Source organism: Sphingomonas benefaciens, from assembly GCF_052907485.1.
Map to the genome: position 1 here is coordinate 481,745 of NZ_JBREIC010000002.1, position 23,337 is coordinate 505,081.

The 23,337-nt window shown below is 67.4% G+C and carries 28 protein-coding genes and 1 riboswitch; of the genes, 18 read left to right on the forward strand and 10 right to left on the reverse strand.

Annotated elements, in window-relative coordinates:
• Nucleotides 1–40: 40 nt before the first annotated feature.
• The 5 genes from fdxA to ACU5AX_RS10670 all read left to right on the forward strand — a co-directional run bounded on the left by fdxA (nt 41) and on the right by ACU5AX_RS10670 (nt 3,554).
• Nucleotides 41–382: a ferredoxin FdxA gene (gene fdxA / locus ACU5AX_RS10650; protein WP_198353869.1), complete on the forward strand. Its 342-nt coding sequence runs from the start codon at nt 41–43 to the stop codon at nt 380–382.
• 250 nt (nt 383–632) lie between these two features.
• A complete protein-coding gene (locus ACU5AX_RS10655) occupies nt 633–1,166 on the forward strand; it encodes a CarD family transcriptional regulator (RefSeq protein ID WP_198353870.1) in 534 nt (177 codons plus the stop codon).
• A 127-nt stretch (nt 1,167–1,293) separates the two neighbouring features.
• Complete coding sequence (locus ACU5AX_RS10660; RefSeq protein WP_446690861.1) at nt 1,294–2,025, forward strand: head GIN domain-containing protein; 732 nt, start codon at nt 1,294–1,296, stop codon at nt 2,023–2,025.
• A gap of 64 nt (nt 2,026–2,089) precedes the next feature.
• A complete protein-coding gene (locus ACU5AX_RS10665) occupies nt 2,090–2,812 on the forward strand; it encodes a head GIN domain-containing protein (protein WP_446690862.1) in 723 nt (240 codons plus the stop codon).
• A gap of 43 nt (nt 2,813–2,855) precedes the next feature.
• Nucleotides 2,856–3,554, forward strand: a complete 699-nt coding sequence (locus ACU5AX_RS10670; protein ID WP_446690863.1) for a GIN domain-containing protein — start codon at nt 2,856–2,858, stop codon at nt 3,552–3,554.
• A gap of 28 nt (nt 3,555–3,582) precedes the next feature.
• On the opposite strand, the gene ACU5AX_RS10675 is transcribed toward ACU5AX_RS10670, so the two are convergent.
• Together ACU5AX_RS10675 and mgtE are read right to left on the reverse strand one after the other, a co-directional pair.
• The gene (locus ACU5AX_RS10675; protein ID WP_446690864.1) at nt 3,583–3,987 is read right to left on the reverse strand and encodes a DUF1489 family protein; all 405 of its coding nucleotides are present in this window, start codon (nt 3,985–3,987) and stop codon (nt 3,583–3,585) included.
• 81 nt (nt 3,988–4,068) lie between these two features.
• The gene (mgtE, locus tag ACU5AX_RS10680) at nt 4,069–5,475 is read right to left on the reverse strand and encodes a magnesium transporter (protein WP_446690865.1); all 1,407 of its coding nucleotides are present in this window, start codon (nt 5,473–5,475) and stop codon (nt 4,069–4,071) included.
• Between the two features lie 109 nt (nt 5,476–5,584).
• Between mgtE and ACU5AX_RS10685 the strand changes: the two genes are divergently transcribed.
• A complete protein-coding gene (locus tag ACU5AX_RS10685; protein WP_446690866.1) occupies nt 5,585–6,046 on the forward strand; it encodes a peptidylprolyl isomerase in 462 nt (153 codons plus the stop codon).
• Between the two features lie 60 nt (nt 6,047–6,106).
• Here ACU5AX_RS10685 and ACU5AX_RS10690 read toward each other — a convergent pair whose 3' ends face one another.
• Entirely contained in the window at nt 6,107–6,991 is an 885-nt protein-coding gene (locus tag ACU5AX_RS10690; protein WP_198353876.1) for a LysR substrate-binding domain-containing protein, read from the reverse strand.
• Nucleotides 6,992–7,290: 299 nt separating this feature from the next.
• Between ACU5AX_RS10690 and ACU5AX_RS10695 the strand changes: the two genes are divergently transcribed.
• The gene (locus ACU5AX_RS10695; RefSeq protein ID WP_446690867.1) at nt 7,291–9,564 is read left to right on the forward strand and encodes a CDC48 family AAA ATPase; all 2,274 of its coding nucleotides are present in this window, start codon (nt 7,291–7,293) and stop codon (nt 9,562–9,564) included.
• Here ACU5AX_RS10695 and ACU5AX_RS10700 read toward each other — a convergent pair.
• A complete protein-coding gene (locus ACU5AX_RS10700) occupies nt 9,561–9,929 on the reverse strand; it encodes an antibiotic biosynthesis monooxygenase family protein (RefSeq protein ID WP_446690868.1) in 369 nt (122 codons plus the stop codon). The genes ACU5AX_RS10695 and ACU5AX_RS10700 overlap by 4 nt on opposite strands.
• Nucleotides 9,930–10,063: 134 nt before the next feature.
• Here ACU5AX_RS10700 and ACU5AX_RS10705 point away from each other — a divergent pair, with 134 nt between their 5' ends.
• Together ACU5AX_RS10705 and ACU5AX_RS10710 are read left to right on the forward strand one after the other, a co-directional pair.
• A complete protein-coding gene (locus ACU5AX_RS10705) occupies nt 10,064–10,678 on the forward strand; it encodes a class I SAM-dependent methyltransferase (RefSeq protein WP_446690869.1) in 615 nt (204 codons plus the stop codon).
• A gap of 67 nt (nt 10,679–10,745) precedes the next feature.
• Nucleotides 10,746–11,231, forward strand: coding sequence for a MarR family winged helix-turn-helix transcriptional regulator (locus ACU5AX_RS10710; RefSeq protein ID WP_446690870.1), 486 nt, complete (start codon nt 10,746–10,748; stop codon nt 11,229–11,231).
• Between the two features lie 6 nt (nt 11,232–11,237).
• On the opposite strand, the gene ACU5AX_RS10715 is transcribed toward ACU5AX_RS10710, so the two are convergent.
• Nucleotides 11,238–12,419 carry a phospholipase D-like domain-containing protein gene (locus ACU5AX_RS10715; RefSeq protein ID WP_446690871.1) on the reverse strand — a complete coding sequence of 394 codons (1,182 nt, stop codon included), beginning with the start codon at nt 12,417–12,419 and terminating at the stop codon, nt 11,238–11,240.
• Nucleotides 12,420–12,457: 38 nt separating this feature from the next.
• Here ACU5AX_RS10715 and ACU5AX_RS10720 point away from each other — a divergent pair, with 38 nt between their 5' ends.
• The 9 genes from ACU5AX_RS10720 (at nt 12,458) to thiC (ending at nt 20,744) form a co-directional block, all read left to right on the forward strand.
• Nucleotides 12,458–12,931 (forward strand): hypothetical protein, encoded by a 474-nt coding sequence (locus ACU5AX_RS10720; protein ID WP_446690872.1) that lies wholly within the window; start codon nt 12,458–12,460, stop codon nt 12,929–12,931.
• A gap of 80 nt (nt 12,932–13,011) precedes the next feature.
• On the forward strand, nt 13,012–13,356 hold the full coding sequence (rpoZ, locus tag ACU5AX_RS10725) for a DNA-directed RNA polymerase subunit omega (protein WP_198353882.1): 345 nt from the start codon (nt 13,012–13,014) through the stop codon (nt 13,354–13,356).
• Nucleotides 13,357–13,470: 114 nt separating this feature from the next.
• Nucleotides 13,471–13,983: a GNAT family N-acetyltransferase gene (locus ACU5AX_RS10730; protein WP_198353883.1), complete on the forward strand. Its 513-nt coding sequence runs from the start codon at nt 13,471–13,473 to the stop codon at nt 13,981–13,983.
• A gap of 98 nt (nt 13,984–14,081) precedes the next feature.
• On the forward strand, nt 14,082–14,909 hold the full coding sequence (locus tag ACU5AX_RS10735) for a sterol desaturase family protein (protein WP_446690873.1): 828 nt from the start codon (nt 14,082–14,084) through the stop codon (nt 14,907–14,909).
• Complete coding sequence (locus ACU5AX_RS10740; protein WP_198353885.1) at nt 14,839–15,264, forward strand: DUF2141 domain-containing protein; 426 nt, start codon at nt 14,839–14,841, stop codon at nt 15,262–15,264. Before ACU5AX_RS10735 ends, ACU5AX_RS10740 begins: the two co-directional genes overlap by 71 nt.
• A 67-nt stretch (nt 15,265–15,331) precedes the next feature.
• Nucleotides 15,332–16,216, forward strand: a complete 885-nt coding sequence (locus ACU5AX_RS10745) for a MipA/OmpV family protein (protein WP_446690874.1) — start codon at nt 15,332–15,334, stop codon at nt 16,214–16,216.
• 390 nt (nt 16,217–16,606) lie between these two features.
• The gene (locus ACU5AX_RS10750; RefSeq protein WP_446690875.1) at nt 16,607–17,632 is read left to right on the forward strand and encodes a ferritin-like domain-containing protein; all 1,026 of its coding nucleotides are present in this window, start codon (nt 16,607–16,609) and stop codon (nt 17,630–17,632) included.
• A 25-nt stretch (nt 17,633–17,657) separates the two neighbouring features.
• Entirely contained in the window at nt 17,658–18,635 is a 978-nt protein-coding gene (locus tag ACU5AX_RS10755) for a ferritin-like domain-containing protein (protein WP_446690876.1), read from the forward strand.
• A gap of 90 nt (nt 18,636–18,725) precedes the next feature.
• Nucleotides 18,726–18,833: riboswitch (TPP riboswitch) on the forward strand.
• Nucleotides 18,834–18,896: 63 nt separating this feature from the next.
• The gene (thiC, locus tag ACU5AX_RS10760; RefSeq protein ID WP_446690877.1) at nt 18,897–20,744 is read left to right on the forward strand and encodes a phosphomethylpyrimidine synthase ThiC; all 1,848 of its coding nucleotides are present in this window, start codon (nt 18,897–18,899) and stop codon (nt 20,742–20,744) included.
• A gap of 6 nt (nt 20,745–20,750) precedes the next feature.
• Here the strand turns inward: thiC and ACU5AX_RS10765 are convergent, their stop codons facing one another.
• From ACU5AX_RS10765 to ung, 5 genes are all read right to left on the reverse strand, one after another.
• On the reverse strand, nt 20,751–21,191 hold the full coding sequence (locus ACU5AX_RS10765) for a hypothetical protein (protein ID WP_446690878.1): 441 nt from the start codon (nt 21,189–21,191) through the stop codon (nt 20,751–20,753).
• A gap of 468 nt (nt 21,192–21,659) precedes the next feature.
• A complete protein-coding gene (locus ACU5AX_RS10770) occupies nt 21,660–21,926 on the reverse strand; it encodes a Txe/YoeB family addiction module toxin (protein WP_446690879.1) in 267 nt (88 codons plus the stop codon).
• Entirely contained in the window at nt 21,923–22,177 is a 255-nt protein-coding gene (locus ACU5AX_RS10775; protein WP_446690880.1) for a type II toxin-antitoxin system Phd/YefM family antitoxin, read from the reverse strand. The genes ACU5AX_RS10770 and ACU5AX_RS10775 overlap by 4 nt, the downstream gene beginning before the upstream one ends.
• Nucleotides 22,178–22,216: 39 nt before the next feature.
• On the reverse strand, nt 22,217–22,519 hold the full coding sequence (locus tag ACU5AX_RS10780; RefSeq protein WP_446690881.1) for an alkylphosphonate utilization protein: 303 nt from the start codon (nt 22,517–22,519) through the stop codon (nt 22,217–22,219).
• Nucleotides 22,516–23,232: a uracil-DNA glycosylase gene (gene ung / locus ACU5AX_RS10785; RefSeq protein WP_198353892.1), complete on the reverse strand. Its 717-nt coding sequence runs from the start codon at nt 23,230–23,232 to the stop codon at nt 22,516–22,518. The genes ACU5AX_RS10780 and ung overlap by 4 nt, the downstream gene beginning before the upstream one ends.
• Between the last annotated feature and the right edge of the window lie 105 nt (nt 23,233–23,337).

Below are 23,337 nucleotides of genomic sequence, written 5' to 3' on the forward strand. Positions count from 1 at the left end.
ATACTGGCGCCCATGGGTTGGGGCGCATGAGGGAGTCCCCATGACCTACGTCGTCACCGATGCCTGCATACGCTGCAAGTATATGGACTGCGTCGAGGTCTGTCCGGTCGACTGTTTCTACGAGGGCGAGAACATGCTCGTCATCAACCCGTCCGAGTGCATCGACTGCGGCGTGTGCGAACCGGAATGCCCGGCGGAGGCGATCCTGCCCGATACCGAAAGCGGGCTGGAACAGTGGCTGGAGCTCAACAGCACCTTCTCCGCGCAATGGCCCAACGTCACCCGCAAGCTCGACCAGACCCCGCCCGACGCCGATGCGATGAAGGGGGTCGAGGGCAAGTACGACCAGTTCTTCTCGCCCGAACCCGGCAAGGGCGACTGACCCGCACCGCGACCTGCGGTCGCCGCGAGAAAATTATGTGCCACCGGGGGATGGGGCAGCGACGCTGCCGCATCGCCACTGGTAATTTTGTTGCGAACATGTTAAATGGGTCCACGACGGGCGCGACATAGCGCGCTGCCCGCCGGGAGACGTTCGTACCAACCATCCTCGCGCCGTTCGGCTCCACGCGTTCCTGCGCGGACTGGCGGCTTTCTCCTGCGAGCGATGCGACTTGAGGAAAGGCCCGTTCATGGCTGCCAAGGCATTGTCCTTCGATGTCGGTGATTACGTTGTTTATCCGAAGCATGGCGTCGGCCGTGTGATCGAGCTGCAGAAGCAGGAGATCGCCGGGTGCAGCCTCGAGCTGTACGTGCTGCGCTTCGAGAAGGAGCGCATGACGCTGCGCGTTCCGACCAACAAGGCCGAGTCGGTCGGCATGCGCAAGCTGTCGTCGGACAAGACGATGCGCGAGGCGATGGAAACGCTGAAGGGCAAGCCCAAGGTCAAGCGCACCATGTGGTCGCGCCGCGCGCAGGAATATGAGGCGAAGATCAACTCGGGCGACCTCGCGTCGATCGCCGAGGTGGTGCGCGACCTGTTCCGTGCCGACGACCAGCCCGAGCAGAGCTATTCGGAGCGCCAGATCTTCGAGGCGGCGTGCAGCCGCCTGGCGCGCGAGCTCGCGGCGATGGAGCAGATCGACGAGCCCAAGGCGCAGGAGAAGATCCTGGACATCCTTCGCGCCGCCGCCGCGATCTACAACAAGGAGAAGGTGCCGGCCTGATCCGGCCGACCCGATTCCCCAACATCGTTCCGACGGATCAAGGCGGCCCCGAAAGGGCCGCCTTTTTCGTTTACGGGCGTAATCCGTTGTGTATTATGAAGATATAACAGACGGAGGATTTCGGACGATGCGTGGCCTGACCCTGCTCCTCATCGCGGCGGTGCCGCTTACTGCCGCCGCCGCCTATGAGCGCGATCGCGGCCCCGGCCTGCCGGCGCAGCGGCAGGGCAACACGTTGGTCTACCAGGCCCGCGACTTCGACGGCGTCGCGCTGGACGGCGCCGCGAATGTCGACGTCCGCACCGGCAGCGGCTGGTCGGTGCGCGCGGAGGGGCCGGCGGCGGCGTTCGCCAACTTCCGCGTCGAGCGCAAGGGCCGCGACCTGATCGTCGGGCAGCGCTACGAGGGGCGACGCAGCGATCCGCTCGAGCGGCAGATCACCGTCCACGTCACCATGCCGGCCGTCGCGAAATTGTCGCTGGGCGGATCGGGCCGCCTGCTGGTCGACCGGGTCAGCGGCAATGCGCTGGAGGCCAATCTGGGCGGATCGGGCAACATCGACGTCAACGATCTGCGCGTCCGCACCGCCGAGATCAATCTGGGCGGATCGGGGTCGGTCCATGCGGCGGGCGCGGTCGAGCAGCTGGAGGCGAACCTGGGCGGGTCGGGCAACATCGCCGCGCCGAACCTGCGCGCCGCCCGCGCCAGCGTGTCGATGGCGGGGTCGGGCAGCGTGCGCGCCACCGTCGCCGGCAGCGCGGACGTGTCGATGGTCGGCAGCGGCAACGTCGACCTAGGGCCGCAATCCCGGTGCCACGTCAGCAAGATGGGCAGCGGCAAGGTGCGCTGCGGCGGCTGACCGGTTGCCCTTGCCGACGCTCCCCATGTGTATTATTATGGCAATACACATGGGGAGATGAGACGTGCGGACGATCGCGATCCTGATGCTGGCGGGTGCGCTGGCCGGCTGTTCCAAGGACCGGCACGGCGGTGACGAGGTCGCGGCGAGCGGCGGCGGCACGACACGCACCTATACGGTCACCGATTTCAGCGGCATCGACCTGGCGGGCGCCGACGACGTCGACGTGCGGGTCGGCACCGGCTTCTCGGTGCGCGCGGAAGGGCCTGCCCAGGAGCTCGACAGCTTGCGCATCGTGCGCGACGGCGACACGTTGCGCATCGACCGGCACGAGCGGGCGCTGATCAGCTGGGGCAACAAGGGCGCCAAGGTCTTCGTGACGATGCCGCGGCTGACCGCGGCGACGCTGAGCGGATCGGGGACGATGACGGTCGACCGGATCGAGGGCGGCAGCTTCACCGCCGACATCAAGGGATCGGGCGACCTCGACATCGCCGCGCTGACCAGCAATCGCGCCGAGGTGGATATCCGCGGATCGGGCGACGTCCATGCCGCCGGCGCGGTGCAGCAGCTCACGGTATCGGTGGCCGGTTCGGGCGCCTTCGACGCCGCCGGGCTGAAGGCGCAGCGGGCGGATGTCGCGCTGCGCGGATCGGGCGACGTCCGCGCCGCGGTGACGGGCGAGGCGCGCGTCACGATGAGCGGATCGGGCGACGTCGACCTGGGCGCCGCGGCGCGCTGCCAGGTCGACAAAAAGGGTTCGGGCGAGGTCCGCTGCGGCCGCTGATCCGGGCCTTGCCGGAACGCGGCCCGGATGCGAGGCAGGCGTTATGATCCGTCCGCTCGCCGCACTCGCCCTGATCGTTCCCGCGCTGGCCCCGGCCGCCGCCGAGACGCGGCGGATCGGCGTCGGCAGCTTCGACCGGGTACGGATCGAGGGCGCGTATCGGGTGGCGATCACCACCGGCGCCTCGCCCGCGGCGACGATCGCGGGTGACGACGGCAATGGCGTCGACCTGCGCGCCGAGGGCGGCACGCTGGTGATCCGGCGCACCAGCCTCAATCAATGGGGCGAGCGCGGCACGACGGCGTCGGCGCCGGTGACGATCAAGCTGTCGACGCCGGCGCTGGTCGCCGCGTCGGTCGCCGGCGGCGCGGAGGTGACGGTGACGCGGATGCAGGGGCCGCGGATCGAGCTGGCGGTCGGCGGCGGCGGCGCCCTGACCGTCGACGCGGTGCAGGCCGACCAGCTCAACGCGCAACTGGTCGGCGACGGGCGGATCGCGCTTGCCGGGCGCGCCGGCGCCGCCCGGCTGACCGCGAGCGGGGCGGGCGCGATCGACGCGGCGAAGCTCGACGTCGGCGACCTGATCGCGACCCATCAGGGGCTCGGTCAGATCGCCGCGCGCGCGCGCTATTCGGCGCAGGTATCGAACGCCGGACTGGGCAGCGTGACCGTCGCAGGCAAGCCGAAGTGCCGGCTGGTCGGTCAGCCGTCGGGCACCGTCCAATGCGGGACCGGCGACTAGGCCGGTATCCGATCGGGCTGGCAGCCAGTCAGATCAGCGCGAGTTCGGTCAGCTTGCCGACCAATGCCGGGGGCAGGGCAGCCAGCCCGGTCGCGTCGCCGCCGAGGTCGGCGGGGGCGTCGGCGGCTTCCAGATAGCGCCAGCCCTGGTGCGCGCGCTTGGGGCGGGACTGCACCAGCACCAGCGCCGGATCGATGTGGATCGCGACGCGGCCGCCCTCTGCCTCGCCAAAGCCGAGGATCGGCGAACGCGCGACGAGCTGATGCTTGAGGATCCAGAACAGCGAGCCCTGGCCCGCCACCTCCTCGTGCCGCTTGGGCAGGTAGCGCGTGGTCAGGACGACGGGGCCGTCTTGCGCGCGCAGGCTCAATCGTTCGGCGAGATGGTCGACGCTCGCCGCGCCGAACGCGACCTTGGTAAGGTGAAGGGCCATGACGGGCGGATGTGGGGCGGCGGACGGGGGCTGGCAAGCCGCTGCGCCAGCTCGGAAACCAGTCGAGGCCGGCGTCGCGGCTTAGCCGCCCAGGCCCCATAGGGTGGCGAGGCCGAGGAACGAGAAGAAGCCCATCACGTCGGTCGCGGTGGTCACGAACACCGCGCTCGACACGGCGGGATCGACGTTCGCCTTGTCGAGCGCGACCGGCACGATCACGCCGACCAGCCCGGCGACGAGGCTGTTGATCATCATCGCCAGTGCGAAGACCAGCGACAGTTGCACATTGCCGAAGATGACGTAGCTGCCGACCGCGCCGACCATGCCGAGCGCGCCGCCGTTGCACAGAGCGATGCGGAACTCGCGGAACAGCATGCGCAACGTGTTGGAACTGGTCAGCTGGTTGGTGGCGAGCGCGCGCACCACCACGGCCAGCGTCTGGGTGCCGGCGTTGCCGCCGAGCGCGGAGACGATCGGCATCAGCACGGCGAGCAGCGCGAAGCGGCCGATCTCGCCCTCGAACAATTTGACCACCGAGGCGGACAGGATCGTCGCGCCGAGGTTGACCACCAGCCACGAGATCCGGCTACGCACGGTCAGCCGGATCGGCTCGTTGATGTCGCCTTCGCCCGCACCCGACAGGCGCAGCGCGTCCTCGCCGGCTTCCTGCTGGATGATGTGGACGATGTCGTCGACGGTGATCATGCCGACCAGCCGCTCGTCGTCGTCGACCACGGCGGCGGAGATCAGCGCATATTTCTGGAAGCGGAGCGCGACCTCTTCCTGGTCCATGTCGACCGGAATCAGCGTCTGTTCGCGCTTCATCACGTCGGACATGGCGATGCCGCGCGGCGTGCGCAGGATCCAAGACAATTGGCAGGTGCCGACCGGATGGTGGCCGGCATCGACGACGAAGATCTCCCAGAAATCCGTCGTCAGCTCTTCGTGACTGCGCAGGAAGTCGATGACGTTGCCGACGGTCCAATGCTCCGGCACCGCGATCAGCTCGCGCTGCATCAGGCGGCCGGCGGATTCCTCCGGATAGGACAGCGCCTCTTCGATCGCGGCGCGATCGTCGGGATCGAGCGCGCGCAGCACCGCGCGCTGCTCATCCTCGTCCATGTCCTCGATGATCGCGACCGCGTCGTCGGTATCGAGCGCGCTGGCGATGTCCGCGACCTGATGCGGCTCGAGCGCGTCGATCAGCGTCTCGCGGACGTAATCGTTCATCTCCGCGAAGACGTCGCCGTTCAGCTGGTCGGCGACCGCGCGGGCGAGGGGACCGCGATCCTCCTCAGGCACGATCTCGAAAAGGTCGGCGAGGTCGGCGGGGTGGAGCGGCTCGACGAGGTCGCGCGCTTCCTCGTCATTGTGGTCGCGGACCGCGTCGAGCACCGCATCGACGAATTCGGGGCGCAGCCGGTCGTCCTCGTCGAGTTCGGTCTCGCCGTCCTCGTCGACCACCTCGGGAAGTTCGTGCTCGCTCATCGCCGCCTCCCTCCGGTTCGCGCCGTCGCCGCCCTTAACCCTGCCGTATCCGATTTGCCAGCGGGCAGAAGCGACACTACCTCCCCGCCACCAACAAGAGGAGCCGATCATGGCCGACACCGACTACCAGACGCTGACGCTGACCCTCGACGGCGGCGACGTGACGATCCGCCTGCGCCCCGACCTGGCGCCGAACCACGTGCAGCGCATCGCGGAATTGGCCAATGAGGGCTTCTACGACGGCGTGCCCTTCCACCGCGTCATCCCCGGCTTCATGGCGCAGGGCGGCGACGGCGGCCGCGGCGACGGCACCGGCGGGTCGAGCAAGCCCAATCTGAAGCAGGAGTTCAATAAGGAGCCGCATGTGCGCGGCGTCTGCTCGATGGCGCGGACGATGGATCCCAATTCGGCGAACAGCCAGTTCTTCATCTGCTTCGACGACGCGCGCTTCCTCGACGGCCAATATACCGTCTGGGGCGAAGTGACCGACGGCATGGAGCTGATCGACGCACTGCCCAAGGGCGAGCCGCCCGCGAACCCGGGCAAGATCGTCAAGGCACGCGCGGAATAAGCGTCCCCGTCACCCCGGCGGTACGGCCGGGGTGACCCATTCCACGGGGCGTCCGACCGATTATTCGACGCCCAGCGTGCGGATCAGCCAATCGTGGAACAGCCGCACCGGCCGCTGTTGCAAGGCGCGGGGGCGGCAGACGAACCAATGGCTGTAGGGGCTGTCGACCTCGATATCGAACAGCCGGACGAGCCGCGGGTCGTTGGCGTTGCGGAAATGGCTTTCGTGCATGAAGGCGACGCCAAGCCCCTGCGCCGCCGCCTCCAGCATCAGCACGCCCGAATCGAAATAGTCGGTGGCAAGCGGCTCGACATCGGAAATGCCGATCGCGTCCCGCCAGGCAGAGATCGTCTCCGGCATCTCGCGATGGATCAGCGCGGTCAGCCGGGCGAGCTGTTCCGGCCGGGTGACGGGATTCGGGCCGTCGAGCAAGGTCCGCGCGCCGATCACATAGACGGAATTGCGATCGAGCCGCTTGGCATAAAGCGAGGGATCGATCTCCCGCGCCAGCGCGATCACCGCGTCGAGCCCTTCGCCGAGACGCGCGATGCCATGACCGGCGGTGTCGATGTCGAGATGCAGTTCCGGATGCGCCGCGCGCAAGCCGCCGAGGTGCGGGAACAGTCGTTGCGATGCATAGAGCGGCAGCACGCCGAGGCGCAGGCGCAGCACCTCCGTGGTGCCGGTCAGCGTCTCGACCGCGTCCGACAGCGCATCGAGCAGCGGCGCAAGCTGTCCGAGCAGCCGTTCGCCATCCGTGTTGAGGACCATCGCCTGATGGCGCCGTTCGAACAGGGGCCGATCGACGAACCGCTCGAGCGACTGGACGCGGCGGCTCAACGCCGGTGCGGACAAGGCCAGTTCGGCGGCTGCGGCCTTGACCGAGCCGAGCCGCGAAACCTGAACGAAGGCTTCGATCGCCCCCAGTGGCGGCAGCCTGCGCATTCCTTCCGACATCCTCCCGGCCGCGGCGTAGCAACACTTTGCTAACCGCGATTGCAACAGATGCAATCATAAGTGGCTTTCTTCGCACTTGCAACATGAGCACACGGACGGCAAACGGAGCGGGCCTTTCAGGCATCCTCTCCTAAAACTTTCACGGGCCGCTCCTTCGGGACGCGGCCCTTTTTTTGTCCGACACGCCTGCCGGCCGCGGTTCGCGGCGAGCACGCGGGGGCTCGCATCCGCGGAACCGGCTTCCTACCTCGCGCGCTTCGAACCGCTCGCGAGACAAAGGACTGCTCATGGCCGACGCCGAAACCCTCCAGCGCAAGATCCAGGTGGCGAACAGCCGCCCCGAGGATTCGGGCCGGGGTCTCGCGCATGTGCCGCGCAGCCTGATGGCGGCGCTGGGCATCGGCGAAGGCGACGTGATCGAGATCGTCGGCAAACAGTCGACGCCGGCCCGCGCGGTCGGTCCCTATCCGGAGGACGAGGGGATCGACGTGTTGCGCATCGACGGTCTGCAGCGCGCCAATGCCGGCGTCGGCGCGGGCGATTTCGTCGAGGTGCGCAAGGCCGAGTCAAAGCCCGCGACGCGCGTCGTCTTCGCTCCGGCGCAGCAGAATCTGCGGCTGCAGGGATCGACCACCGCGCTGAAGCGCACCTTCTTCGGCCGGCCGTTGTGCCAAGGCGACATCGTCGCCACCGCCGGACAGCAGCGCGTCACCAACATGCCGCCGGGCATCCAGCAGTTCATGAACGCCCCGGCCTATGCGCTGCAGGAGATCCGGCTGAGCGTCGTATCGGCGAGCCCCAAGGGTGTCGTCCATATCGACGAGAATACCGAAATCGAGCTGCGGCCCGAATATGAGGAGCCGCGCGACGCCCGCCGCGCCGACGTCACCTATGACGATATCGGCGGCATGGCGTCGACCATCGATCAGCTGCGCGAAATGGTCGAGTTGCCGCTGCGCTACCCCGAATTGTTCGAGCGGCTGGGCGTCGAGCCGCCCAAGGGCCTGTTGCTCTACGGCCCGCCGGGCACCGGCAAGACGCGCCTTGCCCGCGCTGTCGCCAACGAATCGGACGCGCAATTCTTCCTGATCAACGGGCCGGAGATCATGGGTTCGGCCTATGGCGAGTCGGAAGGGCGGCTGCGCGAGATCTTCGAGGAAGCGGCGAAGAGCGCGCCGTCGATCGTCTTCATCGACGAGATCGATTCGATCGCGCCCAAGCGCGGCAATGTGCAGGGTGAGGCGGAGAAGCGGGTCGTCGCGCAGCTGCTGACGCTGATGGACGGGCTAGAGGCGCGCGCCAATCTGGTGGTGATCGCGGCGACCAACCGGCCCGAGGCGATCGACGAGGCGCTGCGTCGGCCGGGCCGGTTCGACCGCGAGATCGTCGTCGGCGTGCCGGACGAGCGCGGCCGGCGCGAGATCCTCGGCATCCACACCCGCGGCATGCCGCTCGGCGACAAGGTCGACCTCGCCGAACTGGCGCGTACCACCTATGGTTTCGTCGGTGCCGACCTCGCGGCGCTGACCCGCGAGGCGGCGATCGAGGCGGTGCGGCGGATCATGCCGCGCCTCAACCTCGAGGAGCGGACGATCCCGGCCGAGGTGCTCGATACGCTGTCGGTGACGCGCGAGGATTTCCTCGAGGCGCTGAAACGCGTCCAGCCGAGCGCGATGCGCGAGGTGATGGTCGAGGCACCGCGCGTCCGCTGGGAGGATGTCGGCGGTCTCGACAAGGCGCAGGAGCGGCTGAAGGAAGGCGTCGAGCTGCCGCTCAAGAATCCCGACGCGTTCCGCCGCCTTGGCATCCGTCCGGCCAAGGGCTTCCTGCTCTACGGGCCGCCGGGCACCGGCAAGACGTTGCTCGCCAAGGCGGTGGCGCGCGAGGCGGAGGCGAATTTCATCGCCACCAAGTCGAGCGACCTGTTGTCCAAATGGTATGGCGAGAGCGAGCAGCAGATCGCCCGCCTGTTCCAGCGCGCGCGGCAGGTCGCACCGACGGTGATCTTCATCGACGAGCTCGATTCGCTGGTGCCGGCGCGTGGCGGCGGGCTGGGCGAACCGCAGGTGACCGAGCGGGTGGTCAACACGATCCTCGCCGAGATGGACGGGCTCGAGGAGCTGCAGTCGGTGGTGGTGATCGGCGCGACCAATCGCCCGAACCTGGTCGATCCCGCGCTGCTGCGGCCGGGGCGGTTCGACGAGCTGATCTATGTCGGCGTGCCGTCGCAGGACGGGCGGCGGCGCATCCTCGAAATCCAGACGCAGAAGATGCCGCTGGCCGGCGACGTCGACCTCGACGCGATCGCGGCACGGACCGATCGGTTCACCGGCGCTGATCTCGAGGACGTCGTGCGCCGCGCCGGCCTGATCGCGTTGCGCCGCTCGGTCAACGCGCGCGAGGTGTATCAGGGCGACTTCGAGGAGGCGCTGGGCGAGGCGCGGGCGAGCGTGACGCCGGAGATGGAGAAGGATTACGCCGAGATTGCCGCGCGCATCAAACAGGATGCCGCCGCGATCCAGCCGATCGGCTTCGCCTTTCCGCAGCGCAAGGACGGCTAAAGGTCGCTGTCGCCCTCCCCGGCCGGGAGGGCATGGCGGGCGATCGCCGGTCCGCGATAGCTGCGCGTCACCGAGGCGACGGTGACGGTATAATCGTCATACCAGCGCTGCCGCCCCGCCGCGCGCGTCGCCATATGATCGGGATGGTCGCGCCAGGCGATCGCCGCCGCCTCGTCCGCCCAATAACTGACCGTGATGCCGTGACCGGCGGCGTCGCGCACGCCGTCGACGCCGCGATAGCCGGGCTGCGCCGCGGCGAGCGTCTCCATCCTCTCGGCGGCCAGACGATAACCCTGTTCGTCCAGGCCGTTGCGGCGCGATACGAAGATCACCGCGACCTGCCCCCGCCGCTCGTCCATCATCATTTCCCCTCGATCGGGCGACGCCGCGGTTGAGCCCGGCGCAACCTGTGGTCTTGCAACGTGTTTCAAATTCGTGGCAACGGAAGGTTTCGCCTCGCCCGCGTCGCCCGGGACCTTCTACGAGACCAAGGAAGCCGATGAACAGTCCGATCACCGCCGCCCGGCGCTCGCGTACCCGCCCGGCGGGTGTTCCCAGTCCCGTGACGATGTTCTTCCAGGGCTTCCTGAAGCATCCGGTGATGGTCGGATCGATCATCCCGTCGTCGGACCGGCTGATCCGCAAGATGCTGGGCCCGGTCGACTGGTCGGCGTGCAAGCTGTTCGTCGAATACGGCCCCGGCGTCGGCACCTTCTGCCGCCCAATCCTGGAGCGGATGGCGCCCGACGCGATGCTGATCGCGATCGACACCAATGCCGACTTCATCCGCTATCTCGACCATACGATTACCGATTCCCGCTTCGTCGCGGTGCACGGTTCGGCGGCGGACGTGGAGCGGATCGTCCGGGAACACGGCCATGAGCAGGCGGACTATGTGCTGTCGGGCTTGCCCTTCTCGACCCTGCCGGCCGGCGTCGGCCCGGCGATTGCGGCGGCGACGCAGCGCGTGATCCGCACCGGCGGCGCCTTCCTGGTCTATCAGTTCTCGCCCAAGGTGAAGGACTTCCTGACCCCCCATTTCGCCAACATCGATCACGACATGGAATGGTGGAACGTGCCGCCGGCGCAATTGTATTGGGCGTGGAAGGGCTGATCCGGTCCTTTTTTCCGTCAGTATTGCTGGATTTCATTCTGCCCTAGATCAGTGTTATCCGTCCGTTATGGATGGACTTGTCGAACGGCCCGCCTTGTTCCTGCACGACGCCGCGATCCGGCGCGGCATGGAATTGATGATGATCGCGCACGCGCGCTTCGTGCGTGCGGCGGATTGCAAGCTCGCCGAACGCGGGCTTGGTCGCGCCCACCATCGCATGCTCTACTTCGTCGGGCGGCGGCCGGAGATCAGCGTGCGCGACCTGCTGGCGCTGCTCGGCATCACCAAACAGTCGCTGAGCCGCGTGATGCGCGACCTGCTGGATCGCGGGCTGGTCGACTTGCGGCAGGACGAGCAGGACCGGCGCAGCCGGCTGCTGTGGCTGACCCCGGCGGGCGAGGCGCTGGAGGCGGAGCTCTACGCCGAACAGCGCGACCGGATGGCCGAGGCCTATGCCGCTGCCGGCCGCGAGGCGGTGACCGGCTATTGGACGGTGCTGGAAGCGCTGATCCCCGAGGCCGAGCGGGCGGAGGTCGCCGCGCTGGGACGGTGAGGCGCGTCAGTCCTCGTCGATGCCGAAGTTGAGGCCGCGCGACAGCGACGGATCGACCACCGCGATCAACAGATAGGCGCCGAACTGGCGCAGCCGCTGGAACCAGCCGGTCGCGGCACGATACCGGTCGGGGGTGATCGCCTCGGATCGCGCGACCTCGCCGTCGACATAGCCCCGGACATGGTCGGCGAAGGCCGCATCCTCGATCCGGAGCATCAGCTCGAGGTTGATGAACAGGCTGCGCATGTCGAAATTGGCGGAGCCGACATAGACCGCGTCGTCGATCACGTAGAGTTTGGTGTGCAATTTGGTCGGCTGATATTCGTAGATCGCGACCTGTTTGCGCAGCAGGCCGGCGTAGGTGAAGCGCGCCGCGGCGATCGTCGCCTGATTGTCCGACTTGGCGGCGGTGACGATCCGCACCGTCGCCTGGCGGCGGCCGGCGCGGTCGAGCCGGCGCAGCATCGTCGGCGACGGGGTGAAATAGGCGGCGATGATGTCGATGTGCCGGCCATGGCGCATGTCGTGGCGGACGGCGCGCGCCCAAGGCGACAGCCGCCGCGTCGGCCCGCCGATCAGCCAGCGGATCGGCCCGCTCGTCTCGCTCCAGCGCGCCAGCGCCCGGTTGAGGTGGCGCAGCTTGCCGCGATCCTGCTGCGTCCAGTCGTGCAGCGCGTCGAAATAGCCGGCCAGCCGCGCCGCCGCCGGTCCCTCGACCAGCAGGCCGAGATCGCGCCACGCCTGATCGGCGGGGGTGCCGAAATAATCGTCCTCGACGTTGAAGCCGCCGACGATGATCCGCGCGCTGCCTTCCGCATCGGCGAGCGCGAGCTTCTGGTGGTTGCGCAACAGATAGCGACGGCCGAAGCGCGGCAGGAAGCGGCAAACCGAAATGCCGACGTCGCGTAGCGGCGCGAAGAAGGCGGGATCGTCGTGGCTGCCGAAGCCGTCGACGATCAACGCGACGCGTACGCCGCGCCGTGCGGCGGCGATCAGCGCGGCATTGACCCGCCGTCCGGTCGCATCGTCGGCATAGATGTAATAGAGGATGCGCAGCGAGGATCGCGCGCCGTCGATCAGCGCGAGCAGCGCGTCGAGCCGGCGCGGCCCGGTGTCGAGCAGGGTCAGTCGGTTGCCGTCGACGGTGAAGATTGGCTGGGCGTCGGGAGCGTCGGGCGGATCGGCCATGGTGCGGGTCCCGGCAAGGCGAGGGTGGGAGATCAACGATGCTGATCGCGATGATGGTGCAGGCGGCCGTACCCAACGCGGCGGGGTTCGACCATCCCTGGTTGCGGATCGGGCGCAGCCCCGCCCTGAGCGGGCCGAGCGAGGAGGTGGTGGTGGTCCGTACCACCGTCGGCGACGTGGCGGGGCGGCATCCCATCGATCGCCTCCGCCTGATCCGTAGGAACCGGGGCGGCGGACACGTCGCGACGCACACGTTCCTGACCGATTCGCGGGCCTGTCCCGCCGCGGCGCGACTGCCGGCGGACGTCGAGGCGATGCCGATGCCGCACGCGGTGTCGCCCGACAGCCCCACCGACATCGTCCTCGATGGCGTGGGCTATAGCGTGACGGTCGAGGCGAGCTATGGCGACATGGGCGGCCTGACCACGTTCGAATCGAACCTCGACACGCCGCTCGCCGCCTGGGTCGACACGCGGCTTGCTGCGCTCGCGCCCTGCTGGAAACCGGCCTGAACGCGGTTTCTTTGACTTCGCCGGCCGGCGCTGCTAACGGGCACGCTTTCCATCATCGAAACTTGCGAAGGAAAGCGTCCATGGCGCGCGTCACCGTCGAGGATTGCGTCGACAAGGTCCCCAACCGCTTCGATCTCGTGCTGTTCGCCGCGCAGCGCGCGCGACAGATTTCGGGCGGCGCCGAGCTGACGCTCGACCGCGATCGCGACAAGAATCCAGTGGTCGCGCTGCGCGAGATCGCCGAGGAGACGGTGCGTCCCGACCAGCTCGAGGAATCGGTGGTCGGCAGCCTGCAGCGCGTCCAGATCGACGACGAGGACGAGGCGGATGCGATCGGATCGCTGTCGGCCTCGGCCGAGGCGCTGCGCCTGACCGCGGCGGCACCGCCCCGCAACCAGAATCTGGGCGCCGATTACGACGGCTGATCCCGCCGCCTGCATACGGGCCGGCTGATCGAAGGGGGGCTGCGGCATGCCGCGGCCCCCTTTTCCTATCCGCCGTCCCTCGACAGATCGGGCCCGAGCGGACATCTTTCGGTCATGAGCCATGCGCCCCGACTCGACACGCCGCGTCTGGTCCTGGAAGGCCATCGCGGCGACGACCTTGATGCGCTGGCGGCGATGTGGCTCGACCCGGCGGTGTTCGGCGGCATCGGCGGCCGTCCGCGCCCGCGCGAAGAGGTGTGGATCCGCCTGCTCCGCTCGGTCGGCACCTGGACGATGTTCGGCTATGGATCGTGGGTGGTGCGGAACCGCGCCGGCGACCGGGTGATCGGCGAGGTCGGGTTGCTGGAATCGCGTCGCGACCTCGTGCCGCCACTCGCCGTACCGGAAATGGGCTGGGTCATGGCCTCTGAGGTCCATGGTCGCGGATTGGCGCACGAGGCGCTCGACGCGGTGCTCGGTTGGTGTGATGCGGGACGCATCGCCCGGACGACGTGCATCATCGCACCCGACAACGCCGCCTCGCTGCGCCTCGCCGATAGGGTCGGCTATCGGCCGATACGCGACGCGGCCTATCACGATCGCACCGTCGTCGTGCTGGAACGGTGATCCGCCTGGGGGCGGGGGATCGACGCGGCGCCTTGCCCCGGCCCCGCCGGCTCGCGATCGAACGCGACTTGTCGGGGCGGTTGCTGTAGAAGCGGCGCATGCTCGTCCTGCTCCTCTCCGCGCTGGCGATGACGGCGATCGTCGGCGTCCGGTATCTGATCGTCTCGGGCGCGTTCGCCGCCGCGACGCGGGTACGGCATCCGGGCCTGTACCATGGCCTCGATACGCAGATGCGCCGCGAGATCGGCTGGAGCCTTGCCTCCGCGGCGATCTACGGCATTCCGGCCGGGATCGTCGCCTGGGGCTGGCAGCATCATGGTTGGACGCGGATCTACAGCGACGTGCATGCGCGGCCCTTATGGTACGTGCCGGTGTCGGTGCTCGCCTATCTCGTCGCGCACGACAGCTGGTTCTATTGGACGCATCGCTGGATGCATCGGCCGGCGGTGTTCCGCATGGCACATGCGGTGCATCACGACAGTCGGCCGCCGACCGCCTGGGCGGCGATGGCCTTCCACCCGATCGAGGCGGTGACCGGCGCTGTGGCAATTCCGCTACTGGTCTTCGTGATTCCGATCCACGTCGGCGCTTTGGGTTTCGTGCTCGGCGTCATGACGGTAATGGGGGTGACCAACCACATGGGATGGGAAGTGTTTCCCAAGTTCATGTGGCGCGGGCCGCTCGGGGGCTGGCTCATCACGGCAAGTCATCACCAGCGTCACCACGAGTTGTACGGGTGTAACTATGGTCTCTACTTCCGCTTCTGGGATCGTCTGTGCGGCACCGACCGCGGCGTCGGCGATTTCGATCGGGCCCATGCCAAGGCGGCGCGCCGCCGCGACGCGATCGCGCCGGATGCTGGCACGGATCGGCGGCGCCATGGCGGCGGCGAGCCTGATCGGCGCGGCGCCGGTCGCGCGGCTTGACGTCGCGGTCGATCAGCTCCGCTCCGCCAAGGGGTTGATCCGCGTCTGCCTGACCGCGGACCCCGACAATTTCCCCGCCTGCGTCGACGATGCCGATGCGGTGACCCGTTCGGTGTCCGCCGGCGTCCATGCCCTCACCTTCGAAGGCCTGCCGCGTGGCAGCTATGCGATCGCGGTGATCCATGACGAGAATGGCAACGCCAAGCTCGACACGATCGCCGGCATCCCGCGCGAAGGCTTCGGCTTCTCGCGCAATCCGCCGATCCGCTTCGGTGCGCCCCGCTTTGCCGCGGCGCGCTTCACCATCGCGAGTGATGCAGATCGGCAACAGATACGGATGCGCTACATCCTCTAGTCAAAAGGACGGGATCGTTCCGGTGTGTCGCGGCGTTTCGCGGCCGTAACATACCGGAGTTTGGGTCTTGTCCCGTTTGCTGATCGCGCCCGCGGCGCTTCTCGCCCTGCTGTCCACGCCTGCCTTCGCGCAGGATACCCAGCTGCCCCCCGCCGATACCGGGGCGGTGACGCAGCCGGCGGCGGACATCGACCTCGATCGCGACACGGTCACCGCCGGTGTCGTCGCGGTCTACCTGCCCGATTACGAAGGCTCGAACCATTATCGCTGGACCGGCGCGCCGGCGGCGATCGGCTCGGTCAAGGGCTTCGCCTTCACGCTCGCCGGCAATCGGGTCAGCGTCGACCTGATCCCCAACCCGCCGGGGCCGAAATGGGATATCCAGGCCGGCCCGATCGCGCTGGTCAATTTCAACCGCACCACGCTGTCGCAGATCGACGATCCGCGCATCCGCGCGCTCGGCAAGCTTGACACCGCGATCGAGCTCGGCGGCTATGTCGGCATCGGCAAGACCGGCGTGATCACCAGCCCGTACGACAAATTGTCGGTGTCGGTGAGCTATCGCCACGACGTCAGCGGCGTTCACGATGCCGGCATCTGGCAACCGACGGTGAATTATTTCACCCCGCTCAGCCTGAAGGCGGCGGTCGGCCTGTTCGCCTCCGCCGAGCGGGCGGAGCGCGGCTATGCCCAGACCTATTTCGGCATCACGCCGGCACAGAGCGTGGCCAGCGGCTTCACCACCTACAGTCCGCGCGGCGGATGGAAGAACTGGGGCGTTGGCGCGCTCGGCACCTATTCGCTGACCGGCAATCTGCTGCACGGCGTCAAGCTGGTCGCCGGCGGCACCTATCGCCGGATGCTCAACGATTTCGGCAACAGTCCGGTGACCCGCATCGCCGGGTCGAAGAATCAGTGGCTGGGCGCGGTCGGCCTCGCCTACACCTTCTAAGCCAAGGGCCGGCGCGGCTTGCCGCCGTGTCGGCCGCACCGTCACGGTTCACCGCGGGACCGCTCGGCCGGTCGCGTTATGGGCGTCGCCGCAGGCATCCTTTGCCCGGATCGAAGCGTACTTGCATCATGCAGAGCGGATACCGGGCCGACACCGTCGGTTCAGCGGCATTCGTCCTGCATCCGGAGCCTGCGACGGCATTCCCCCCTCCGTCGGTCGCGCGCGCCGATGGGTTCTCCCGCCGGCCATGGCGGGAGGACCCATGCACGCAGGAGGAGGGGGGCGGCGGCATGACGGACCAGCAGGCTTGACGTGTCGTCGCCGATCAGGAACGGCAGTGCGCGACGGCGGCGCATTGCCGTGTCAGGCGTGAAGGGGAGAACCCGAGTAATGACCGACAGCATGGATCTGACTCAGGCGCTCGACGCCCGGGCCCAGCGGCGCGAGGAACGGCGCGCCTTCTTCAAGTCCGCGCTCGGCGCGGTGGCGGTCGGCGCGGCGGGTGCCGCGACGCTCGGCCTGGCCAACGAGGCGGCGGCGCAGACCACGACGCTGACCGATGCCGACGTGCTCAACTTCGCGCTCAACCTCGAATATCTCGAGGCGCAATTCTACAGCTTCGCTGCCAACGGCGTCGGCCTCGACAACAGCCTGCTGACCGGAACCGGCACGCAGGGTGCGGTGACCGGCGGGCATGCGGTGGATTTCGCCGGCACGTCCGGCGGCCTCGCCGATCCGATCATCGGCCGCTACGCGCGCGAAATCGCCGCGGACGAGGCGGCGCACGTCGCCTTCCTGCGCTCGGCGCTCGGTTCGTCGGCGGTCGCCATGCCGACGATCGATCTGTCGGTCGGTCCCAACAGCGCCTTTTCCAAGGCCGCAGTGGCGGCGAAGATCATCACCACTGGCCAAACCTTCGATCCCTATGCCAGCGTCGAGAACTTCCTGCTCGGCGCCTTCATCTTCGAGGATGTCGGCGTCACCGCATACAAGGGCTCAATCGCGCTGATCACCAACAAGACCTATATCGAGGCGGCCGCCGGCATCCACGCGGTCGAGGCCTATCATGCCGCGACGATCCGCCAGGAACTGTACCGCAAGGGCATCCAGACGCCGAACGCCAATCTGATCACCTGGGCAGGCGGCATATCGGACGCGCGCGACAGCCTCGACGGCGGCACCGACATCGATCAGGGGATCGCCACGGCGACGACGACGATCACCAATGCCGACAGCACGACGACGACGCTCAACGTGTCGAACATCGTGCCCACCGACGCCAACGGCATCACCTATTCGCGCTCGGCGGCGCAGGTGCTCAATATCGTCTATCTCAACAGTGCGGCGGTCTCGTCGGGCGGGTTCTTCCCGAACGGCGTCAACGGCACGATCAAGACCAGCGCGGCTTCGGCCTGACGACCGGCACAGTGGAGTAATCGCAATGACCGACTTCTCGACCAACGCCGTGCTGGATGCGATCGAAGCCCGCCGCGCCGAACGCCGCACCTTCCTGCGCTATGCCGGCGGCGCTGCTGCGGCGACCGGCGGCCTGTCGCTGCTCGCCGCCTGCGGTGGCAGCAGCACCGGTAACACGCCGACGCCGACGCCGTCCGCGACCAGTGCCGCCTCCGACATCGACGTGCTCAATTTCGCGCTCAACCTCGAATATCTCGAGGCGCAATTCTACAGCTATGCCGCGTACGGCACCGGTCTTGCCGCGACGTCGACGACCGGCGTCGGCACCCTCGGCACCGTCACCGGCGGCGCCAAGGTGACCTTCAGCGACGATCTGGTCGCGCAATATGCACGTGAGATCGCAGCGGACGAGGCGGCACACGTCAACTTCCTGCGCAGCGCGCTCAACGGCGCGCAGGTGGCGATGCCGGCGATCAACATCGGCGGCGACGCGACCGGCGCCTTCACCCTGGCGGCGCGCGCCGCCGGTCTCGCCGGGCCGAACGACACGTTCAATCCCTATGCCAACGACGTCAACTTCCTGCTCGCCGCCTTCCTGCTCGAGGACGTCGGCGTCACCGCCTACAAGGGCGCCTCGCCGCTGATCAACAGCAAGATCTATCTCGAGGCGGCGGCCGGCATCCTGGCGGCGGAGGCCTATCATGCCGGGCTGATCCGCTCGGTGCTGTACCGCAAGGGCGTCGACGCCACCGCGATCTTCGCCAGCGCGACGGCGATCAGCAAGGCACGGGACAGCCTGGACGGATCGACCACGCTCGACCAGGATATCGGCACCGCTTCCGTGGCGAACATCACGCCGGCGGACAGTAATGCGATCGCCTTCAGCCGCTCGACCGGCCAGGTGCTCAACATCGTCTACCTCAACAAGGCGCAGGTCAGCTCGGGCGGCTTCTTCCCGAGCGGGATCAACGGCAACATCCGCACCTCGGCCAGCAACGGCTGATCCGCGCTACCGCCGCGACGATGCGAAGGGCCGCCCCCGTACCGCGCGGCCCTTTTCATTTGGCGTGCGCCCGCGACGCGCGTACAAGGCCCCATCCCCGGGGGAGCGCCGATCCGCGCTTGAGAGGGAGGCAGGAGCCTCCGACCCGCCGAACCTGATCCGGCTGACACCGGCGTAGGGAGGGCGCAGATGTCGAAGAGCCGGTCCGGGGGACCGGTGTGCATCGAAGCCGCTCCTTGCGATAGCAAGGAGATGCGCACCATGGCCGACATTCCCGCCCGTACCGAGATCGGCGTCACCACCGGCCCGATCCGGGGATCCAAGAAGATCCACGTCGGCGCGCTGGGTGTCGCGATGCGCGAAATCCACCTCGATCCGTCGAGTGGCGAGCCGCCGTTGCGCGTCTATGACACCAGCGGCGCCTATACCGATCCCAACGCCCGCATCGACATCATGGCCGGCCTGCCGCAGCTGCGCCGCCAGTGGATCGAGGCGCGCGGCGACGTCGAGAGCTACGACGCGCGCGAGGTCAGGCCGGAGGACAATGGCCAGCTCGGCCCCGACCGTTCGGGCGGCGTGCCGCAATTCCCCAATGCCGTGCGCCGTCCGCTGCGCGCCAAGCTCGGCGCCAACGTCAGCCAGATGCATTATGCCCGCCGCGGCATCGTCACGCCCGAGATGGAATATGTCGCGACCCGAGAGAACCTGGGCCGCGAGATGCTCCGCGACTATGTCCGCGACGGCAACAGCTTCGGCGCGGCGATCCCCGATTACGTGACCCCCGAATTCGTCCGCGACGAGGTCGCGCGCGGCCGGGCGATCATCCCCAACAACATCAACCACCCCGAATCCGAGCCGATGGCGATCGGCCGCAACTTCCTGGTCAAGATCAACGCCAATATCGGCAACAGCGCGGTCGCCAGCAACGTCGCGACCGAAGTCGACAAGCTGGTCTGGGCGATCCGCTGGGGCGCCGACACGGTGATGGACCTGTCGACGGGCCGCAACATCCACGACACGCGCGAATGGATCATCCGCAACAGCCCGGTGCCGATCGGCACGGTGCCGATCTATCAGGCGCTGGAGAAGGTCGGCGGCATCGCCGAGGACCTGACCTGGGAGATCTTCCGCGACACGCTGATCGAGCAGGCGGAGCAGGGCGTCGACTATTTCACCATCCATGCCGGCGTGCGGCTGCCCTACGTGCCGCTGACCGCCAAGCGCGTCACCGGCATCGTCAGCCGCGGCGGCAGCATCATGGCGAAATGGTGCCTGGCGCACCACAAGGAGAGCTTCCTCTACGAGCGCTTCGACGAGATCACCGAGATCATGAAGGCCTATGACATCGCCTATTCGCTCGGCGATGGCCTGCGCCCCGGATCGATCGCCGACGCCAATGACGAGGCGCAGTTCGCCGAACTCTACACACTCGGCGAATTGACCAAGCGCGCCTGGGAGCAGGACGTGCAGGTGATGATCGAAGGCCCCGGCCACGTGCCGATGCACAAGATCAAGGAGAATATGGACAAGCAGCTGGAGGCGTGCGGCGAGGCGCCCTTCTACACGCTCGGGCCGCTGACCACCGACATCGCGCCCGGCTACGACCATATCACCAGCGGCATCGGCGCGGCGATGATCGGTTGGTACGGCACGGCGATGCTCTGCTACGTCACGCCCAAGGAGCATCTCGGCCTGCCCGACCGCGACGACGTCAAGGTCGGCGTGGTGACGTATAAGCTTGCCGCCCATGCCGCCGATCTCGCCAAGGGCCACCCGGCGGCGAAGCTGCGCGACGACGCGCTGAGCCGCGCCCGCTTCGAATTCCGCTGGCGCGACCAGTTCAACCTGTCGTTGGACCCGGAGACGGCCGAGCAATATCACGACCAGACGCTGCCCGCGGAAGGCGCCAAGACCGCGCATTTCTGCTCGATGTGCGGGCCGAAATTCTGCTCGATGAAGATCACACAGGAAGTTCGGGACTTTGCCGCGAAGCAGAATGCGCCGGTAGAGAGCTTCGTCGCGGCCGAGGAGGCCGAGGCGGGGATGGCGAAGATGAGCGTGACGTTCCGCGAGAAGGGTGGGGAGGTTTACCTGCCGGCGGCGGAGTAGTTTCTGCTACTTCAGCATCGACGATCGCTGTTCGATACCACGATATGCGGCCGGAAGCGGATGCGCTTCCGGCCAATAACCCAGCCCCTTCAAACTGATGAAGCGGCGTGACCGCCAGAGGTTGGTCCCGAAGACCTTAGCCTTGTCGGTACCAGGAAATTCAAAGCCATCCCGCTCTAGGCGGGTCATTAACTGGCTTCTGGAGAGAGGCTTTTCCTCGGCAAGGATCAGCCGTTCGGCAGCATCAAAGAGCGCGCTGTTATCGACAGCGGCACGACGACGCCTTGGACTCGATGGCGGCACCAACTCCAGTTGATAATTATCGGAGCCTAGCCGCCGAGTGCTGGACTCCAGCCGCTCATGCTCGGTTATGAGGTTTTCCACGAGGGCAAGCTCCCTCCGAAGCCGCTCCCGCCGCTCATATGCAAGACGCAGAAACTCATCCATGGCCTCGCCTTTGCAGATACCGGTTAAATAAGTCTTAAAAAGTGCACTCAGGCAAGATAAATCGGAGTCCAGAGTGTTGCATGCGAGTGCTGTTAGCCGTATGGAACGATCGGGAACGCAGAATCAGAGGAGGTGCGATAGCTAAATGCCGGTCCGGCAGTGCCGGAAACGAAGAAGGCCGACCTTACGGCCGACCTTCCCGAAACTTCTCCGTCGGAGCGACGCGAAGCATCCTGTGAGAGGGCTCGAATCGCACGCTCCGACGGAGGGGTCAACCCCCACTCTTCTGATGGAGACGTTCCATGGCCGATAAGGCAATGCGTGACGACGGAAAGACCTATATCTTCCGTCAGTGCATCACGCTTCGGAACGGGACGCGGATCTGCAAGCCTAAAGGGCAAGCCTTCCGCATCCCTGTGAACGACAACGAACCGAATTAATACGATGCCGGCGGTCAGAGCGCCGGCTTCAATAATGATACCGACACTGCGCCACTTGCAGCACCTGCTCGTCGCCGCTGCCCGCGACGCGATACACCAGCCGATGCTCATGGTTGATCCGGCGCGACCACCAGCCGGACAGGTTGCCGCCCAGCGGTTCCGGCTTGCCGGTGCCCTTGAACGGATGGCGCCGGCACTCCTCGATCAGCGCATTCAGTTTGGCGAACAGCTTCGCGTCATGAGCATGGAGGTCGAGATACTCGGCCCACGATCGCGACGAGAACTGGACCTTCACGGCTGGATGAGGTCGTGTATCTCGCCGCCGCCTGCTTCCAGTTCGGCGATGCTGTCCAGCAGGCGTTTGGCGTTGGCCGGTGAGCGCAACAAGTACAGCGTCTCCTCGATCGCCGCCCATTCACTCGCTGAAATCAGCACTGCGCCTTCACCGCGTTGGCGGGTGATTGCCAAGGGCGCGCGGTCGGCGACGACCTTGTCGATCATTGCCTTCAGATTCTCTCGCGCTTCCGAATAGCTGACGGCCTGCATAATACTCTAGTTGTACAATTATCTGTCCAATGTCAAGATTCACCGCTTGCGCACGAACTCCGCGCGCAGCACCAGTCCCTTGATACCGTCGAACTTGCAGTCGATCTCCTGCGGATCGCCGGTCAGGCGGATCGACTTGATCAGCGTGCCCCGCTTCAGCGTCTGGCCGGCGCCCTTGACGTCCAGGTCCTTGATCAGCGTCACCTGATCGCCATCGGCGAGCCGGTTGCCGATCGCGTCGCGCACCTCGACCTCGGCCGCCGCCGCCTGCTTCGCCGCGAGGTCGCGCGCCGGCACCCACTCGCCGCTATCCTCGTCGAACACATAATCGTCGTCGCTCATGATACGATTTCCTCAGCATCGACGGGCGGCAGCGCCCAGTCGATCCGGCCGCGGCCGTGGGATTCGAGAAAGGCGTTGGCCTTGCTGAAATGGCCGCTGCCGAACCAGCCGGTGTAGGCGGATAGCGGAGAGGGGTGGGGCGCCTTCAGCACGAGATGGTGGCCGCCGTGCGCGACGTCCTGGACGAATGCGGCCTTCTTCTGCGCGTAGCTGCCCCAGAGCAGGAACACGACCGGCTCCGGCTTGGCGGCGACGAGGCGGATGATCGTGTCGGTGAACCGCTCCCAGCCGCGCTCGCGGTGCGCCGCGGCACGGCCCTCCTCGACGGTCAGCACGCTGTTGAGCAGCAGCACGCCCTGCCGCGCCCAATGTTCGAGGAAACCGTGGCGCGCCGGCGGGATGCCGCAATCCGCCTGCAATTCCTTGTAGATGTTGACCAGGCTGGGCGGCGTCTTGACGCCGGGACGGACCGAGAAGCAGAGGCCGTGTGCCTGGCCGGCGCCGTGATACGGGTCCTGGCCGAGGATGACGACGCGCACCGCGGGCAGCGGCGTCAGTTCGAGCGCGCGGAACCAGCTGTCGGCGGGCGGGAAGATCCGCTTGCCCGCCGCCTTCTCCGCCTGAAGGAAGCGGCGCAGCGCCGCCATGTGCGCACTGTCGAATTCCGGCCGGAGAGGGTCCAGCCAGCTCGGGTCCATATGGGGATCGGCCATGCGGCGCGGTCTATCGCGGCGACGGTGCCGCGATCAACCACCACGGCCTAACGGCCTGAATTCGGGCAGGGGGGCGACCGGGCCTCCCTATCGAAGCCCGGTCGA